The sequence below is a fragment of the Halomonas sp. genome (assembly GCF_052095765.1).
GTDB lineage: Bacteria > Pseudomonadota > Gammaproteobacteria > Pseudomonadales > Halomonadaceae > Halomonas.
Genome location: NZ_JBQDJZ010000026.1, coordinates 1 through 16426 on the forward strand (window position 1 = coordinate 1; position 16426 = coordinate 16426).

Annotated in this window: 12 protein-coding genes and 1 pseudogene; 5 read left to right on the top strand and 8 right to left on the bottom strand. The window is 59.5% G+C overall.

Annotated elements, in window-relative coordinates; genetic code table 11:
* Position 1 precedes the first annotated feature (1 nt).
* On the top strand, positions 2 to 508 hold the full coding sequence (gene yjgA / locus ACTH3D_RS05270; RefSeq protein WP_441665993.1) for a ribosome biogenesis factor YjgA: 507 nt from the start codon (positions 2 to 4) through the stop codon (positions 506 to 508).
* Positions 509 to 547: 39 nt separating this feature from the next.
* Here the strand turns inward: yjgA and tldD are convergent, their stop codons facing one another.
* The 7 genes from tldD to ACTH3D_RS05305 all read right to left on the bottom strand — a co-directional run bounded on the left by tldD (position 548) and on the right by ACTH3D_RS05305 (position 10583).
* Positions 548 to 2002: a metalloprotease TldD gene (gene tldD, locus ACTH3D_RS05275; protein ID WP_441665995.1), complete on the bottom strand. Its 1455-nt coding sequence runs from the start codon at positions 2000 to 2002 to the stop codon at positions 548 to 550.
* A complete protein-coding gene (locus ACTH3D_RS05280; protein ID WP_441665997.1) occupies positions 1999 to 5955 on the bottom strand; it encodes a YhdP family phospholipid transporter in 3957 nt (1318 codons plus the stop codon). The genes tldD and ACTH3D_RS05280 overlap by 4 nt, the downstream gene beginning before the upstream one ends.
* A gap of 2 nt (positions 5956 to 5957) precedes the next feature.
* Complete coding sequence (gene rng, locus ACTH3D_RS05285) at positions 5958 to 7421, bottom strand: ribonuclease G (RefSeq protein WP_441665999.1); 1464 nt, start codon at positions 7419 to 7421, stop codon at positions 5958 to 5960.
* Positions 7422 to 7454: 33 nt separating this feature from the next.
* Positions 7455 to 8075 carry a Maf family protein gene (locus ACTH3D_RS05290; protein ID WP_441666001.1) on the bottom strand — a complete coding sequence of 207 codons (621 nt, stop codon included), beginning with the start codon at positions 8073 to 8075 and terminating at the stop codon, positions 7455 to 7457.
* An 18-nt stretch (positions 8076 to 8093) separates the two neighbouring features.
* Positions 8094 to 8582, bottom strand: coding sequence for a rod shape-determining protein MreD (mreD, locus tag ACTH3D_RS05295; protein WP_441666003.1), 489 nt, complete (start codon positions 8580 to 8582; stop codon positions 8094 to 8096).
* On the bottom strand, positions 8570 to 9460 hold the full coding sequence (gene mreC, locus ACTH3D_RS05300; protein ID WP_441666041.1) for a rod shape-determining protein MreC: 891 nt from the start codon (positions 9458 to 9460) through the stop codon (positions 8570 to 8572). The genes mreD and mreC overlap by 13 nt, the downstream gene beginning before the upstream one ends.
* A gap of 85 nt (positions 9461 to 9545) precedes the next feature.
* Entirely contained in the window at positions 9546 to 10583 is a 1038-nt protein-coding gene (locus tag ACTH3D_RS05305; RefSeq protein ID WP_441666005.1) for a rod shape-determining protein, read from the bottom strand.
* A 185-nt stretch (positions 10584 to 10768) separates the two neighbouring features.
* On the opposite strand from ACTH3D_RS05305, the gene gatC reads away from it, so the two are divergent.
* From gatC to ACTH3D_RS05325, 4 genes are all read left to right on the top strand, one after another.
* The gene (gene gatC, locus ACTH3D_RS05310) at positions 10769 to 11056 is read left to right on the top strand and encodes an Asp-tRNA(Asn)/Glu-tRNA(Gln) amidotransferase subunit GatC (protein WP_441666007.1); all 288 of its coding nucleotides are present in this window, start codon (positions 10769 to 10771) and stop codon (positions 11054 to 11056) included.
* A gap of 81 nt (positions 11057 to 11137) precedes the next feature.
* On the top strand, positions 11138 to 12598 hold the full coding sequence (gatA, locus tag ACTH3D_RS05315; RefSeq protein ID WP_441666009.1) for an Asp-tRNA(Asn)/Glu-tRNA(Gln) amidotransferase subunit GatA: 1461 nt from the start codon (positions 11138 to 11140) through the stop codon (positions 12596 to 12598).
* Positions 12598 to 14064, top strand: a complete 1467-nt coding sequence (gene gatB / locus ACTH3D_RS05320) for an Asp-tRNA(Asn)/Glu-tRNA(Gln) amidotransferase subunit GatB (protein ID WP_441666011.1) — start codon at positions 12598 to 12600, stop codon at positions 14062 to 14064. The genes gatA and gatB overlap by 1 nt, the downstream gene beginning before the upstream one ends.
* Before the next feature lie 82 nt (positions 14065 to 14146).
* Positions 14147 to 14815 carry a DUF1345 domain-containing protein gene (locus tag ACTH3D_RS05325; RefSeq protein ID WP_441666013.1) on the top strand — a complete coding sequence of 223 codons (669 nt, stop codon included), beginning with the start codon at positions 14147 to 14149 and terminating at the stop codon, positions 14813 to 14815.
* A 112-nt stretch (positions 14816 to 14927) separates the two neighbouring features.
* Here the strand turns inward: ACTH3D_RS05325 and cysN are convergent.
* A pseudogene (gene cysN / locus ACTH3D_RS05330) lies at positions 14928 to 16383 on the bottom strand (sulfate adenylyltransferase subunit CysN).
* Positions 16384 to 16426 lie beyond the last annotated feature (43 nt).

A 16426-nucleotide genomic window follows, 5' to 3' on the forward strand; every position in this document is an offset into this window, starting at 1 on the left:
CATGACCCAGGATGATCTTTCTTCGGCTGACGAACGGCCCAGCAAGTCACAGTTAAAGCGTGAAATGCATGCGCTGCAGGCCTTGGGCGAGCAGCTCATTGCCATGAAAGACAGCGAGCGCTCGCGCTTCCCTCTCTCCGATGATCTGCTTCGCGCCATTGAGGAAACTGGCCGGATCAAGGCCCGCGAGGCCCGGCGGCGGCACATGCAATACGTCGGCAAACTGATGCGTCGCGAAGACCTTGAAGGCATTCAAGCCGTATTTGACGCTATGGAACGCGAACAGCTGCGCCGCGATAACGCCTTTCACCGCCTGGAAGCTTGGCGCGACCGCCTGATCGAGGAAGGCGACGCAGCCATTGAACCACTGCTCGACGACTACCCTGCCATTGACCGCCAGGCGCTACGTCAGTTGATCCGAAATGCCCGCAACGAGCGTGATCAACAAAAACCGCCAACCAATGCCCGCCGCCTGTTCAAATTGCTGCGCGAAGCGGCACAGGAGTAAACCGCACGCTTCGCTCAGGACGTTTCATCAGAGCCGTTTTTAAGACTGCGTCCCGCCTACCGTCAGCTCATCGAGCTTGATGGTAGGCTGACCCACGCCTACCGGTACGCTCTGGCCCTCTTTACCACACACGCCAACGCCGCTGTCCAGTTCGAGATCATGGCCGATCATGGAAACCCGACTCATTGCCTCGGGACCGTTACCGATCAGCGTGGCGCCCTTCACAGGTGTCGTGATGCGGCCGTTTTCGATCAGATAGGCTTCGCTGGCTGAAAACACGAACTTGCCCGAGGTGATATCCACCTGACCGCCACCGAAACTCACCGCATACAGTCCGCGGGAGACGCTTTTTATGATGTCCTCGGGGTCGTCCTGGCCAGCGCGCATATAGGTGTTGGTCATGCGCGGCATGGGCATGTGCGCAAAGGACTCGCGTCGCGCATTGCCGGTGGGCGACATGCCCATCAAGCACGCATTGAGCTTATCTTGCATGTAGCCGGTCAGAATGCCGTCTTCGATCAGCGTCGTGCTTTGCCCCGGCGTACCTTCATCATCAATGCTCAATGAGCCACGCCGATCCGCCAGAGTGGCGTCATCCACTACGGTGACACCGGGTGCAGAGACACGCTGACCGATACGACCGGCAAACGCCGAACTGCCCTTACGGTTGAAATCGCCTTCCAGCCCGTGGCCAACAGCCTCGTGTAACAAGATACCCGGCCAGCCATTGCCCAACACCACCGGCATCTGGCCGGCTGGGGCATCTTCAGCTTCAAGATTGACCAGCGCCTGGCGAACCGCCTCCTCGGCAAAGCGACGCGCGACATTTTCATCGCGCAATCTGGCCATCGGGTAGCGGCCACCGCCACCGGCACTGCCGCGCTCACGCCGACCATTGCGCGCTGCAATGACACTGACATTGAAGCGCACCAGTGGGCGAATATCGGCAGCCAGAGTGCCGTCGCTAGCCCGCACTAGCACCACCTCATAAACACCAGAAAGCGAAGCACTGACCTGACTGACGGACGGGTCCGCCGCTCTAGCAATACGATCAGCCTCTTTGAGCATGGCAATTTTGTCTTCGGCAGACAGCCCCGACAACGGGTCCTTAGCATCATAGCGCTGGCTGGTATGGGTAGTCGCTACTGGCACGCCAGCCAACCGTTGACCACTGCGCACAATGCCACTAGCAGTGCGACCGGTTTCGGCCAGCGCTTCAGCAGTAATCTGATTGGAGTAGGCAAAGCCGGTTTTCTCGCCGGCCATAGCACGCACACCAACACCGCCATCAATGTTGTAGCTGGCTTCCTTGACCTCACCATCCTCAAGCATCCAGCCTTCATGCCAGCTGCGCTCGAAATAGAGGTCGGCGTAATCAATACCTGCCCCCAGCGCGTGGCCAAGGCCGGTATCCAGTGCACCAAGATCAAGGCCGCCGGGAGCCAACAGCACGGCGGCGGCCTGGTCGAGAAGAGAATCTGACGATGATGTCATTCGGCACGTTCCAGAGATATCTGCGGCGAAGTCCAGGGACCCCGCACGCGGTAATTGAGTTGTGTCACCCGGTCAATGGTATCACCGAGCAGCATATCAGCAATAAACAGCGCCCCTCCGACAACAGGGGCTCCTGCCACCACCACCGCCAGCGACAGACTCCGACCCAGCGGCAGGTTGATGGTCAGACGCTGATCCATCTGGTGACGAATCAGATCAACGGTGCCGCTCAGCGTGATATTGGCTGCCGGCCCCCCGATCCTGATCGGCCCTTGGGTTTCAAGCACGCCACCATACAGGGTCGCCGCACCGGTGACACTATTGAAAGCGGTTCCGCGCCCGGTAATATCGGAGAAATCCAGCCGTAGCCGACGAATCAGATTGTCAACATTTAGCAGTCCAATAAGCCGCGCCGAAGGCGAACCCAGTGTGAGAAAGCGGCCATCGCGAAGCTCCGCATGAATGCTGCCCTGGGAGCGGGCCAGAGCAAACTGCCAGGGCGCGCCGGGCCATGCCAACTGACTGCTTACTTGTGTGCTGGCACTGGTCAGAGGTGGATCTTCGCCCAACAGTGACAGGGCATTACCCAGGTTGCGACCGTTGAGCGCACCCCGCATCCGGGTCAAGCTTGACTCCGGGCCGGCTGCCTCCCAAGCCAGCTCTCCGCTGATACTGATTTCCCCCAAGGTAAGGCCTGCGGGGCTGACAGCCAGATTGCCAGGCGTGCTATTCCAATAGACCGTCAAGGGGCCAAAGCGACGCCCCTGACGATACAGATCCGCCACACGCAAGCGCCCATCGGGCAAGCTGCCCACCCATTCAGACATAGGCTCGGGCCGGGGCGGCACATAGACCTGGTCAAGCAGTTTTCCCGGTCCGCTTTGCGAGCTGTCTGGTATCAGGCCATCCAGCGTCAGCCGCTGCAAGGAAAGATCCAGTGCGATATCGGCACCCGGCTGATAGTCCAGCTTCCCGTTCAGCAGACTGCCATCCAACGCCAGCTTCCAGCCTTCACCTCTCGGCTGGCCACTGACGCCCACCGAGCCGAGGCAACTGTCACTGATGCGCAAGCAGTCTGTGTCAAAGGCCAGCTCGTTCAGCCCCGACCCTGCTCCCGGACTTGCTGGCCTATCACCAGCATTTTCAGCCAGTGGCGACAGCGCTTTGGCCCACTCAGGCAACACAAGCTCAGGCAAGTAACCGGATACCGACCACCCCGATTGGCTCGGCCAGCTGCCTGGCGCCTCACGCTTCAGCCAGAGCTGGCCTCGGGAGCTGTCTGACCCGCCTCCGTCACTACGCCACCTCAGGCCCACATCAGTGCCCACATGCCCGGACAGTTCTGGCGCGTCGGCAAGCGACAGCCTCAGACTCAAGGGGCGCGGCGTGGCGGCAGACTTGCCCAGCGGTGCGGGCAGGTTGATCGCCACACCCTCCAGGCCACTTTCGATCAACGCCGTTACAGGTATGCTGTCAATATTGACACTGACCTGCCAAGGCATCTCGCCGGAAATGATCTGCCCGACCCCGCCTGGCGCACCCAGCGCCAGCAGTTCGCTGACCGCAGACCGACCAGAGAACGTTAGGTCGTCTTTAGCCGTATCAATGCTGGCCTTGACCGGCCCACCCAGCGCCCGAGCCTCCAACTGCGCATTCAGGCCAGTGCTGGCAGCTTTTTTCTGCCAGCGAAGTGGGCCGTGGAGATCATACAACGTCAGTCCAACTGTCTTATTGGTGAGCCGCTCAACGGCCAACTGTGCATCCACGCTTAGGCGCATGTCTTCCGGGCGGGACATCGGCAGGTTCAGCGCAACCTGGCCATCAATTTTTCCCTCACCCTGCCAATCCTCGGCCAGCGTCATACCCTCGGCAGGCATGGCCGCCAGATAGCGAGACACCGCATCCGGCGAGGCATCAAGACCGGCATTGACTGACAGCACCTTGTCGAGCAGCTTCGCTTCACCGTGCGTAACAGCAACGCCCAGGCTTTGTGCACTATCGACGCTTGCCTCAAGCATTTCATTAACCAGCGACAGCCGACCTCTGATGCCTTCAACACGTGGCCAGTCCGGATCAAGCAGCAGGCGGCCATCGCGGACCTCCATATCAAGCCCGAACAGCACGCCCACGTCGTCGTCTTCATATTCGCCTTTTTTATCCAGCGGCAGGTGCAGAGTAAATTCGCCCTCGGGCACCCGCGCCTGCACGTCGGTGGCCAGCCAGTCGACGAACTTCGCATCGAGCTTCTCGCGCAGAAGTTTCATTGGCAACCAGTCTTTCAGCGGCTGATCGACGGCATCAATATCAGTCATTTCCAGACTCAACCCAAAGCCGCCACGATCTGTATTGCCTTCACTGCCAACCACCAGACCAAAGGTGCCCTCCACTGTGGCACCGCTCATGCGTGCCAGCAGATCCACACCGCTTATCGAACTGCGCGGCCCGTCATAAATCCACTTCACCTGGCCACTGGCATGGTCCAGCACCAGGGCACCATCAAACAGCTCGGGCAGCTCCAGCGCGGCCTGTGCCACATTGCCTGGCTGGCTGGCGCTGTTGATAAAGCGCACATCACCCCGCGCGCCCTTGGCCTCAAGCCAGATGTCCAACGGGCCACCGCCAGGTACATCGTCCCACGGCGACACCGAAACATGGCTGGCACTAACCTGCGCCTGCCACTGATCGTCCAGATAGCCAATGCCCAACGCATTAACCATGCCACGTGGCACCAGAGCCTCCAGAGTTCGGGTCAAGGCCTCGGGTAGCGGCAGCCGGTCATACCAGGAGGCCAAAGCGTCCAGCTCAAAGGCGCTGCCGTTCAGCCACCAGCCGTTGTTACGACTGCTAGCGTACCAGTAACGCGGCATTGGCAGCCCTTTACCCTCGCTGGCATCAACTTCGCTTAGGTCGCTGCTTTCGCCGTTCTGATCAGCCGCCTCGCCGGTAAACCAGGCTTGCCAGCCATCGTTGTTGGCGTTGCGTAGCCACTGCCCCAACAACGACGCCTGCCTTAGCACCAGCGGCTGCTCCCTGCGAGCCGCTACTGCTTGAGGCTGGCTCAGCACGAGGCGCGGCACTTGCACGTCGAGACGAGCATCCTCAAGACGCCCCTGGTACCAACGGGCCCAGAGCCTAGCAGAGCCGGTTACGTCATCCAGCTCCAGCACCGCCCCAAGCCCCAGTCCACGCAGCACGACGCCCAAGCTTTCCAGGTTCATGTTGGCCTGTAAGCCTGCCGTGAAGTCAGCCAGCCCTCTTTTGCCAGGGACCACCTGCATAGCGACCTGGAATGCCTCGCTCTGATTTTTCTGCTGTCCTGCCCGCTGCTCGATCAGCTCGACGCTTCCCTCAAGCCGGACATCCCCCTCATCACCGCTGATTAGTAGCTTGGGCACCTGCATTGTCAGGGTGCGCTGCTGTCCGTGCAGCACGACCCTCAAGCCATCCCCCCACAGCCGCTGGCGCAGTAGAGCCACCGTCCAGTCATCCAGCTCCGCCAGGTCGAGCTCGCTATCCCGCGCCCAGAAGTCACCTATCACGGGAGAGCCGGGCCAATACCAGCTGAGGTCTTCGGCCTGGTAAAGGTGCAAGGTCACACCGCTGACACGGGCATGGCTAAGCACCGGAACGCCCTGGGTGAGCGTTGCCAGGGTGTCCAGGCGCAGGTAAGCCTGATCGATGTCAAACAGCGGCTTGAGGGTATTAGTGCCCTGGCTGTTGATGCGCAGGTCCTGCATGGCCAGCGAAAAATCCAGTCCTTGCAGGCGACCCGCGAGCTCGCCGACACTGACTTCAGCGCTCAGCTTCTCAGCTAGCAGAGCTTCCAGTCGCGGCTCCAGGCGATTTGCCTGATCGGCAGTCAGCCTGACGACACTCAACAGCACTGCCACCAGCGCCAGAGTCACTGCCATCAGGGTAAGAATCCAACGAAACACGCCTCGAGCTGCCGCCATGGTTACATCAGTACAATATCGTACTGCTCCTGGGAGTAGTGAGCTTCAACCTGAAAGCGAATGGGCTTACCAATGAACTCTTCCAGATCAGCTACCGCGGCAGACTCTTCATCCAGTAGACGGTCAACCACCGCCTGGGAGGCCAGCACCACGTATGTTTCCGCACTGTAGGCCCGCTCTTCGCGCAGGATTTCGCGAAATATCTCATAGCACACCGATTCTGGTGTTTTCAGCGAACCGCGCCCCTCACAGGACGGGCACGCCTCGCACAGCGTCTGCTCAAGACTTTCCCGCGTACGCTTGCGCGTCACCTGCACTAGACCAAGCTCGGTAAAACCGGTGCTCTTGGTCTTGGCATGATCACGCTCCAGTGATTTGTCGAGTACACGGAGCACCTGGCGCTGATGTTCGACGTCACTCATATCGATAAAATCGATGATGATGATGCCACCAAGGTTTCTCAGCTGTAACTGCCGAGCAATCGCCGTGGCCGCTTCCAAGTTGGTTTTGAAAATGGTTTCTTCCAGGTTACGGTGTCCCACATAGCCGCCAGTATTGACGTCAATGGTAGTCATGGCTTCGGTAGGATCAATGACCAGATAGCCACCCGACTTCAGCTGCACCTTGCGCCCCAGCGCCTTCTGGATTTCATCCTCAACACTGAACAAGTCGAATATCGGACGCTCGCCGGAATAGTGCTCGATACGCCCGACGGCGGCCGGCATGAACTCTTCGGCAAACTCGACCAGCTTGAGGTAGTTTTCTCGCGAGTCGATACGCACTTTTTCGATACCGTCGCGCATCACGTCTCGCAGTGTGCGAATGAATAGCGGCAGGTCGTCATAGATGACGCTAGGCGCCGGCGCGGTCACTTTCCGCTCGTTAATCTTGCGCCACAGCCGCAGCAGAAAATGCATGTCGCTGGAAATCTCTTCCAGACTGACGCCTTCGGCAGCAGTGCGTACGATAAAACCGCCGCTGACCTCAAGGCTTTGCTCTGCGCTTGCCGCTTCAACCAGCTGCCGCAGCCGCTCACGCTCTGCTTCATCCTCTATGCGCTGGGATACACCGTGATTCGGCGAGTCCGGCATATACACCAAATAGCGGGAAGGCACCGACAGATGCGTGGTCAGGCGCGCACCCTTGGAACCTATCGCATCCTTGTTGGCCTGCACGACCAGCGCCTGGCCTTCGTGCAACAGATGCGCGATAGAGACCTGCTCATCGCTGGGTGTGCCTTGCGGCATCACCTCCTGTGCGTGAATAAAAGCCGCGCGATCAAGGCCGATATCAACAAAAGCCGCCTGCATACCGGGCAGTACGCGCACCACGCGGCCTTTGTAGATATTGCCCACAATGCCGCGCCGCCAGGACCGCTCGATCAAAGCCTCCTGCAGGACACCATTTTCGACCACCGCGACACGGGTCTCCATGGGCGTCAAATTGATCAGTACTTCACCGCTCATGCAGAATTCCTTGTCCAGAACAAATGAAAACCATTATGGCATAGCTTGCTGCGGCGCCGGTGTCCATAGCTCTACGCCCTGGTACGCCAGCAGCTGGGCGGTTTCATAAAGCGGCAGGCCGACAACAGCCGAGTGGCTGCCTTCCAGGTAGGAAACAAACAGCGCCCCGCGCCCCTGGATAGCAAAGCCGCCGGCCTTGTCCAGTGGCTCGCCAGTCGCCCAGTAGGCATCAATTTCGTTGCTATCCAGCTGGCGCAGGGTGATATGCGTGGTAACACTGAGCGACACTAGACCTTGTGGCCCGTTAACCGCCACGCCAGTAATGACGTGATGTCGCCGCCCTGACAGTTGGCGCAGCATCCAGGCGCCGTCGGCACGGTCGCGCGGTTTACCAAAAATCCGTCCATCGCAGACCACTACCGTATCCGCACCCAGAACGGGCAGCTGCGCAGCATCTCCGATACAGGCGTCACAGGTTGAAGCGGCAACCGCTTTGGCCTCAGCCAGGCGTATTACCAGCGCCTCAGGGGGCTCTTCAGGCAGTGGTGTCTCATCAATGTCCACTGCACAGGTAATAGCGTTCAGCCCTATCGAGGCCAGCAACTCACTGCGGCGCGGCGATGCCGACGCCAGACACAGACGGGGGCCACTCATGCCACCTCCAAGGAAGAGTCAGGCGTTGCCAGGCAAACGGCGCAGGGCCCGCAGCAGTGTAGACAGCCACGGCCACAGCAATGCGCTGATCAACGAGGGCAACAGAAAGGAAAGATGGATTGAAAACGACCCGATAAGGGTGCGTAACCACTGCTCCAGCAACTGGACAGTGCCTAGTAGTACCAGCACCATGACGGCCTGCTGAACCATCGAATAATGGCGGAAGCGTGAATGAATCAACGCGGCGAGAAAGGCCAGCAACGACAGCAGCAATGCATTTTGCCCCAGGGGCGCGCCTTCAATGAGGTCCAGCAAAATCCCCAGCACAAAGCCGTGAAAGATGCCGACCCGGTCTGGTGTCTGCATGCACCAGTAGACCAGCATCAGACCCATCCAGTCAGGTCGCCATATCTGCCACTCATCCGCCAACGGCATCACTTGCAGGCAAAGTGCCAGAAACAGGCTGAGCCAAATGCCCGCCATGCCAAGCGCACTCACTCTTGCCATTCAGCACCCTCCTGAATTAGGCGGTTTAATTCAAGCGCGCCATCCAGCGCCTCGGGAGACAGTATTTCTCCCCAGCCGCCACGCCCCGGCACCGCTGTTTGCTCTGGTGGGAACAGCAACATGAAGTGTCGCGAACGCTTCAACCTGGCAACGGGAGTCGCGATGACCCGGGCAAAAGGCTGGCCTGGATCATGAATCACACTGGAAACCCGCGCCACCGGATAGCCGGGGGGAAAACGCCCCGCCATGCCTGATGTCATCAGCAGGTCTCCCTCACGGACATCGTCCGTGTTTGACACATGCAACAGGGAGAGCTCGTCATAATGACCGGTGCCCTGGAGGATAAAGCGCAAGCCGTTGCGATTGACCTGCACCGGTAGCGCATGACTGGCATCGCTGACCAACAGCATGCGGCTGGCGTAGGTAGAGACATCAGTCACCTGCCCGATCAGGCCGGTGGCATCCATCACGGGCTGGCCGGGATAGACGCCGTCGCGTCGCCCACGGTCGATGACCATGCGGTGGGTATAGGGATCAGGATCCAGCGACAGCAGCTCAGCAGTGATATAGGCAATATCCGCTTCGGGCGCAGCATCGAGCAGTTCACGCAGGCGGATGTTTTCAGCCATCAAGCTGTTCATGCGCTGTACGCGGTGCGAAAGACTAAGCACCTGCTCACGCAGCAGGCGGTTCTCTTCAAGCAGCCGACGCTGGTCAGACAGCGCCAACGTAGCCCAGTCCAGCGCCTCACTAGGCAGGCTGACCAGCCACTGGATGGGCGCCACCACTGTTGTCAGACGTTCTCGGAAGTCTCCCATGCGGGGATAACGCAGATCACCGAACATTAGTAGCGAGGCGATCAGCACACACAGCAGCATACGGTACAACGGAAGCGAGTCGTGGGTGAACAACGGCTTGATAGCGCTTTCCCCCTTGGCACTGAAGTCTAGCCGGCGATGATGATCAGTCGCTGGACAGCAGGTCGAAGGCGTTCTGGCCAATCAGTTCAAGCGCCTTGCCACCGCCGCGGGCCACACAGGTCAGTGGGTCGTCAGCCACCACCACCGGCAGACCGGTTTCCTCAGCAATCAACTTATCCAGATCGCGCAGCAGTGCGCCGCCGCCGGTCAACACCAGGCCACGCTCGGCGATATCAGAGGCCAGCTCAGGCGGCGCTTGTTCCAATGCATTCTTGACTGCCGCAACAATGGCGCTCAGCGCCTCCTGCAGAGCATCAAGAATCTCATGGGAGTTCAACGTAAAGCTGCGCGGAATGCCTTCTGCCAGGTTGCGCCCACGCACATCAATCTCGCGTAGCTCGCCACCCGGATAGGCGCTACCCACTTCTTCCTTAATGCGCTCGGCCGTCGCTTCACCAATCAGGCTACCGTAATGACGACGTACATAAGAAGTGATCGCTTCGTCAAAGCGGTCGCCACCCACACGAATGGACTGTGAGTAGACCACGCCATTGAGCGAGATAATGGCAATTTCGCTGGTGCCACCACCAATATCCAGCACCATCGAGCCTTGTGGCTCACCGACCGGAAGCCCTGCACCGATCGCGGCGGCCATGGGCTCAACAATCAGCGAGACCTCACGGGCACCGGCATGCTCTGCTGACTCCTTGATGGCGCGGCGCTCAACCTGCGTGGCCATACCCGGCACACACACTAGCACTCGGGGGCTGGGCGTCAGCAAGGTGCTCTGGTGCACCTTGCGGATAAAGTACTGGAGCATCTGCTCTGTGGCAGTAAAGTTGGCAATCACGCCATCCTTCATGGGACGAATCGCGGTAATATTGCCCGGTGTGCGTCCCAGCATGCGTTTTGCTTCAATACCTACGGCGGCTACGCTGGTCGAGTTGCGGTCCTGACGGATCGCTACAACCGACGGCTCATCTAGCACGATACCGCGCCCACGTACGTATATCAGCGTGTTAGCTGTCCCCAGATCGATCGCCAGATCGCTGGAAAACAGCCCCCTCAAACGTTTGAACATGAAGTCGCTACCTAGTGCTGACAGGGAACCCTATTTCGATGCGAACGGTACCACTGCACCCCGCTCACGGCAAGCCAGACAGCTCGCAAAGATGCGCCTGATCCCTGCCAGAAAGTCCTCAGATATGATAGATTCTAGCACCTTTGTGTTATCTCTTTTTTCATACTCATCGAGGACATCCGATCATGGCGCTTGAACAAGTAGACGTTCTTCGGGCTGCCCATTTGGCCCGAATTGGCCTCAGCGAGAGCGAAACCGGCGGCTATGTTGATGATCTGGCGCGCATTCTTGACATGGTCGACCAGCTGCAAGGCCTGAACACCGACGGCGTGGCGCCCATGGCGCACCCGCTGGATGCCACCCAGCCTCTGCGTGCCGACGACGTCAGCGAAAGCGACCAGCGCGAGCAGCTTCAGCGCTGTGCACCCGCCGTCGAAGATGGCCTCTATCTGGTACCGCGGGTCGTAGAATGACAATCGAAAATGACCGAGTAACCGCCGAACGACAGCGGCTGACGCCAGCGTTACAGGACCCCATTACGGAGCTCCGGGCCCATGCATGACAAGACCCTGACCGACCTCGCCGCAGATCTCGCGGCGGGTGAATATTCCAGCGTTGAGCTGACCGACCACCTGCTCAAACGCATTGAACGCCTTGATCCGTCACTCAACAGCTTTATCAGCGTGACCGGCGACGACGCGCGCAACAGCGCAACGCAGGCTGATGACGCCCGTGCCGCGGGCAAAGGCGACCGGCTGACTGGCCTGCCCATCGCGCTCAAGGACAACATTTGCACCCAGGGCGTAAAGACCAGCTGCGGATCACGTATGCTGGACAACTTCATCTCGCCCTACGATGCCACCATTGTTCAAAAACTGAATGCAGCGAGCGTGATCAGTCTAGGCAAGACCAATCTTGACGAATTCGCCATGGGCTCATCCAGCGAATCAAGTTTCTATGGCCCAGTGAAAAACCCCTGGGACCTTACTGCCGTGCCTGGCGGCAGCTCCGGTGGCAGCGCCGCTGCGGTAGCCGCCGGCCTGGTGCCCGCGGCACTGGGCAGCGATACCGGCGGCTCGATCCGACAGCCCGCAGCCTTTTGCGGCATCACAGGCCTCAAGCCGACCTATGGCCGCGTCTCGCGCTACGGCATTGTCGCCTACGCCTCCAGCTTCGATCAGGTCGGCCCGCTGGCACGCAGCGCCGCTGACTGCGCGCTGTTGATGAACTGCATCGCCGGCCACGACCCGCGCGACTCTACCAGCGTGACCCGCCAGGTGCCGGACTACAGCGCCGAACTGGACAAGCCGCTGCGCGGCCTCAGAATCGGCCTGCCCAAAGAGTATTTCGGCGACGGCCTGGCGGCTGAGGTCGAAAGTGCCGTGCGCGAAGCCGTGCGCGTCTATGAGTCGCTGGGCGCCAGCGTCGTCGAGGTCAGCCTGCCGCACACCCATTACGCAGTGCCTACCTATTATGTGATCGCCTCGGCCGAGGCCTCTGCCAACCTGTCACGCTACGATGGCGTGCGCTTTGGCCACCGCTGCCACAGTCCAACCGATCTTGAAGACCTGTACAAGCGCAGCCGCGCCGAAGGCTTCGGGGACGAAGTCAAGCGACGCATCCTGATCGGCACTCACACTCTGTCAGAAGGCTTCTTTGACGCCTACTTCACCAAGGCACAACAGGTGCGCCGGTTGATCCAGCAGGATTTCATTGACGCCTTCAACGAAGTTGATGTGCTGATGGGGCCGACCTCACCCACAGCGGCCTTTGACCTGGGCGCCAATATGGACCCGGTGGCCATGTATCTGCAGGATGTCTACACCATTCCCAGCAACCTGGCCGGCATCACCGCCATGAGCCTGCCTGCTGGTTTTGACGGCAAGCGCCCCATCGGCCTGCAGCTGCTTGGCGCGCACTTTGCCGAAGCCCAGCTGCTCAACGTGGCTCACCAGTTTCAGCAGGCAACCGACTGGCACCTGCGCCGCCCCGTCTTTGCCAAGGAGACCATCTGATGCAGTGGGAAACCGTGATTGGCCTGGAAGTTCACGTTCAGCTGGCCACCCAGTCCAAGATATTCTCTGGCTCCTCGACCGACTTTGGCGCCGAGCCCAATTCGCAGGCCAGCGCGGTCGACTTGGCCATGCCAGGCACACTGCCGGTACTTAACGAACAGGCCGTCACCATGGCCGTTCAGTTTGGCCTGGGTATCAACGCCGAGATCGCTGAGGTCTCGGTGTTTGACCGCAAAAATTACTTCTACCCAGACCTGCCCAAGGGCTATCAGACCAGCCAGATGTATTACCCCATCGTGGGCCCGGGCGAGGTCGAGATCAGCCTGGATGATGGCAGTACCCAGCGTATTCGCGTGCACCATGCCCATCTTGAAGAAGATGCCGGCAAGTCGCTGCATGAGGACTACCATGGCATGACCGGCATCGACCTGAACCGCGCTGGCACGCCATTGCTGGAGATCGTCTCCGAGCCGGACATGCGCAACGCCAAGCAGGCGGTTGCCTATCTCAGGGCGATTCACGCCATCGTGACCTACTTGGGCATTTCCGATGGCAACATGGCCGAAGGCTCGATGCGTTGCGACGTCAACGTTTCAGTGCGCCCCAAGGGGCAAGCCGAACTTGGCACCCGCGCTGAGATCAAGAACGTCAACTCCTTCCGTTTCGTTGAGCGCGCCATTGCCTATGAGGTAGAGCGTCAGATTGAGCTGATCGAAGACGGCGGCAAGGTCGTTCAAGAAACCCGCCTATATGATCCTGACGCCGACGAAACCCGCAGCATGCGCACTAAGGAAGAAGCCAACGATTACCGCTACTTCCCGTGCCCCGACCTGCTGCCGATCGTGCTCGACTCGGCCTTTGTCGAACAGCTGCGCGACAACCTGCCCGAGCTACCCGACGAGAAACGCAAACGCTTTGAAGAAGCCCTCGGCCTGTCGGCCTACGATGCCGGTGTACTCTCTGCCAGCCGCTCCCTGGCTGACTTCTTCGAGGACGTTATGGCCATCTGCGGCGATGCCAAACAGGCTGCTAACTGGGTGCAGGGCGAGCTGTCGGGCGCCCTGAACCGCGAAGGCCTGCCCATCGAAGACAGTCCGGTCTCCGCTCAACAGCTGGGTGGTCTGATCGTGCGAGTGATGGATGACACCATTAACGGTAAAGCCGCCAAACAGGTGTTCCAGGCCATGTGGAACAGCGAAGGCAATGCCGATGACAACAGCGCCGATGCCATCATTGACGCCCAAGGCCTCAAGCAGGTCACTGATACCGCCGCCATCGAAGCGATGATTGACCAAGTGATCAGCGACAGTCCGGCCCAGGTCGCCCAGTACCGCGACGCTGAGCCCGACAAGCGCGGCAAGATGATCGGCTACTTCGTCGGCCAGACCATGAAAGCCTCACGCGGCACGGCCAACCCCCAGCAGGTCAATGCGCTACTGAAGGAGAAGCTTGATGCCCTGTGCTGAGACAGGCCTGCTTACTCATCCGATGAGCCCTCTCACCTTGGGCGATCTGAACTAACTGCCGACGGTCTGAGAAGGAATCGAATTGGATAGGGATAACACGGACTGGACACCCGCCAAGGGCGAACGCCGCCTCGGACCGTCGTTGGTCGTCATGGTACTGGTCGCACTGCCGATACTGCTTCCTGCTCACACCTTTCCATGGTTAGGCTTGGTAGGCGGTACTCTGGCCATCGTCCTGCTCATCGCGGTTATCGCGTCGGACCCTGGTCGGATCGATCAACGCTCCGGGGCGGCCCGATGGCTCTCAGTCACGTTGACGTTCCTCCTCGTCGCCATGGCAACAGGCGAGGCGATCCTGCTCGTTCTCGAGCTCGTCGATGCTGCCCCTAACCTCCACAACGCGGTGACTCTGCTTGTAGCCGGAACGCTCGTCTGGATCGACGTCAACCTGACGTTTGGGATGCTGTATTGGGAGCTTGACTGCGGCGGTCCTGCCAGGCGCGCTTATCATGGCCGTCAGAAACCAGCACTTGCGTTTCCCGAGGACCTGAATCCCGAACTTGCCATCCCGGGCTGGCATCCAACGATCATCGACTACCTGTATCTCGGATTCACAAACGCAACGGCGTTCAGCCCGACTGACGTGATGCCGATGCGGCGTTGGGTCAAGGTCCTGATGACCCTGCAGGCGATGATCTCGCTGGCGTTGCTATCGCTGGTCATTGCGAATGCTGTCAACATCCTCAATTGAACCAAGATGCTCAAGCACCGCGTTTTATGATGTAGGCTATTGTGGCGCTCCCAGAGCGCTTAGACTGTAAAAGCCTAGGGCAAATGCGCTAGGCTTTTTTTCCGTGTCTATTCTATTCCAGCAGGTCACGGACATTCTTTGCTTGCCAGTGCGGAAAGTAACGCCGCACCAGTGCATTCAGCTCAATTTCAAAACCCACCCAGTCTGTTTCGCCAGCACTCACCTGCAGATTTTCACTTGCCCCCTCGCCTGCGCCATCTGCTGCGCTAATATGGCGTACCATGCCAGCCCCCACGGTGATATTGGTCAGCCGGTCGATGATGATAAAGCCACCGGTGCCAGGGCTGTGACCATAGCAATCCACGGCAACTTCGCTGGTCAGCGCCACCCGGCAGCGGGCGATGCTGTTCAATGCAAGATGCTCCGCCGGCAGCTGCTCCAGGCGATTAACGTCCACCTGGTAGTAGATATCGGTCACCTGGCCAGATGCGTTCTGATTACCCAGCACAATATCTATCGCCCGGCCCGGCTCAAGCAGCGCTTCGCTCATCCATACGATATCGGCCTCAAAGCTGGAAGCCATAACCACCTGATCCTGCTCGGCGACAATCCAGTCACCGCGCGAGATATCCAGCTCGTCGGCCAGCGTAACGGTAATCGCCTGCCCCGGATACGCGGCCTCCAGGTCGCCGTCGAACGTCACGATACGCGCAACACTTGAGGTCTTGCCTGACGGCAGCACACGGATACGCTGACCCGGCGTCAACACTCCGGCAGCCAGGGTGCCACAGTAGCCGCGAAACTCATGATGCGGACGGTTGACGTACTGTACCGGCAGACGCAAATCTCGCAGGTTCTGATCGTGGTCAATCGTCACGTTTTCCAGAACATCCAGCAGTGTGGGTCCGGGCTGCCCCTCGTCGCCGCGGTACCAGTCCATTAGCTCGCTGCGATTGACCACGTTGTCGCCCTTAAGCGCCGACAGCGGTACGAAGCGAATATCACGTGCGCCGATTCTGTCGGCAATCGCCTGATATTCTTCAACAATTTCATTGAAGCGCGACTCGGAATAATCGACCAGATCCATCTTGTTGATCGCCACCACCAGATGCTGGATGCCCAGCAGGTCGCAGATAAAGCTGTGGCGACGCGTCTGGGGCTGCACGCCATGACGGGCATCCACCAGAATGATTGCTAGCCCTGCGGTAGAGGCGCCTGTGGCCATGTTGCGGGTGTACTGCTCATGCCCCGGTGTATCGGCAATGATGAACTTGCGCCGCTCGGTCGAGAAAAATCGATAGGCCACATCAATGGTGATGCCCTGCTCACGCTCGGACTGCAGGCCGTCCACCAGTAACGCCAGATCAACCTCTTCACCGACAGTACCGCTGAGCTTTGACGCCTGAGTAATCGCTGCCAGCTGATCTTCAAAGATTCCCTTAGAATCGTGCAGCAACCGGCCAATCAGGGTCGACTTACCATCATCAACGTTGCCGCAGGTCCTTGTTCTCATGCTCTCGGAGGTACTGCTCGATATCCTCAGCAATCAGGGCTGCTTGCTGAGGCAGCGTTTGAGACAGTTCTTGCGATAGCTCTTGCTGTGACATTATC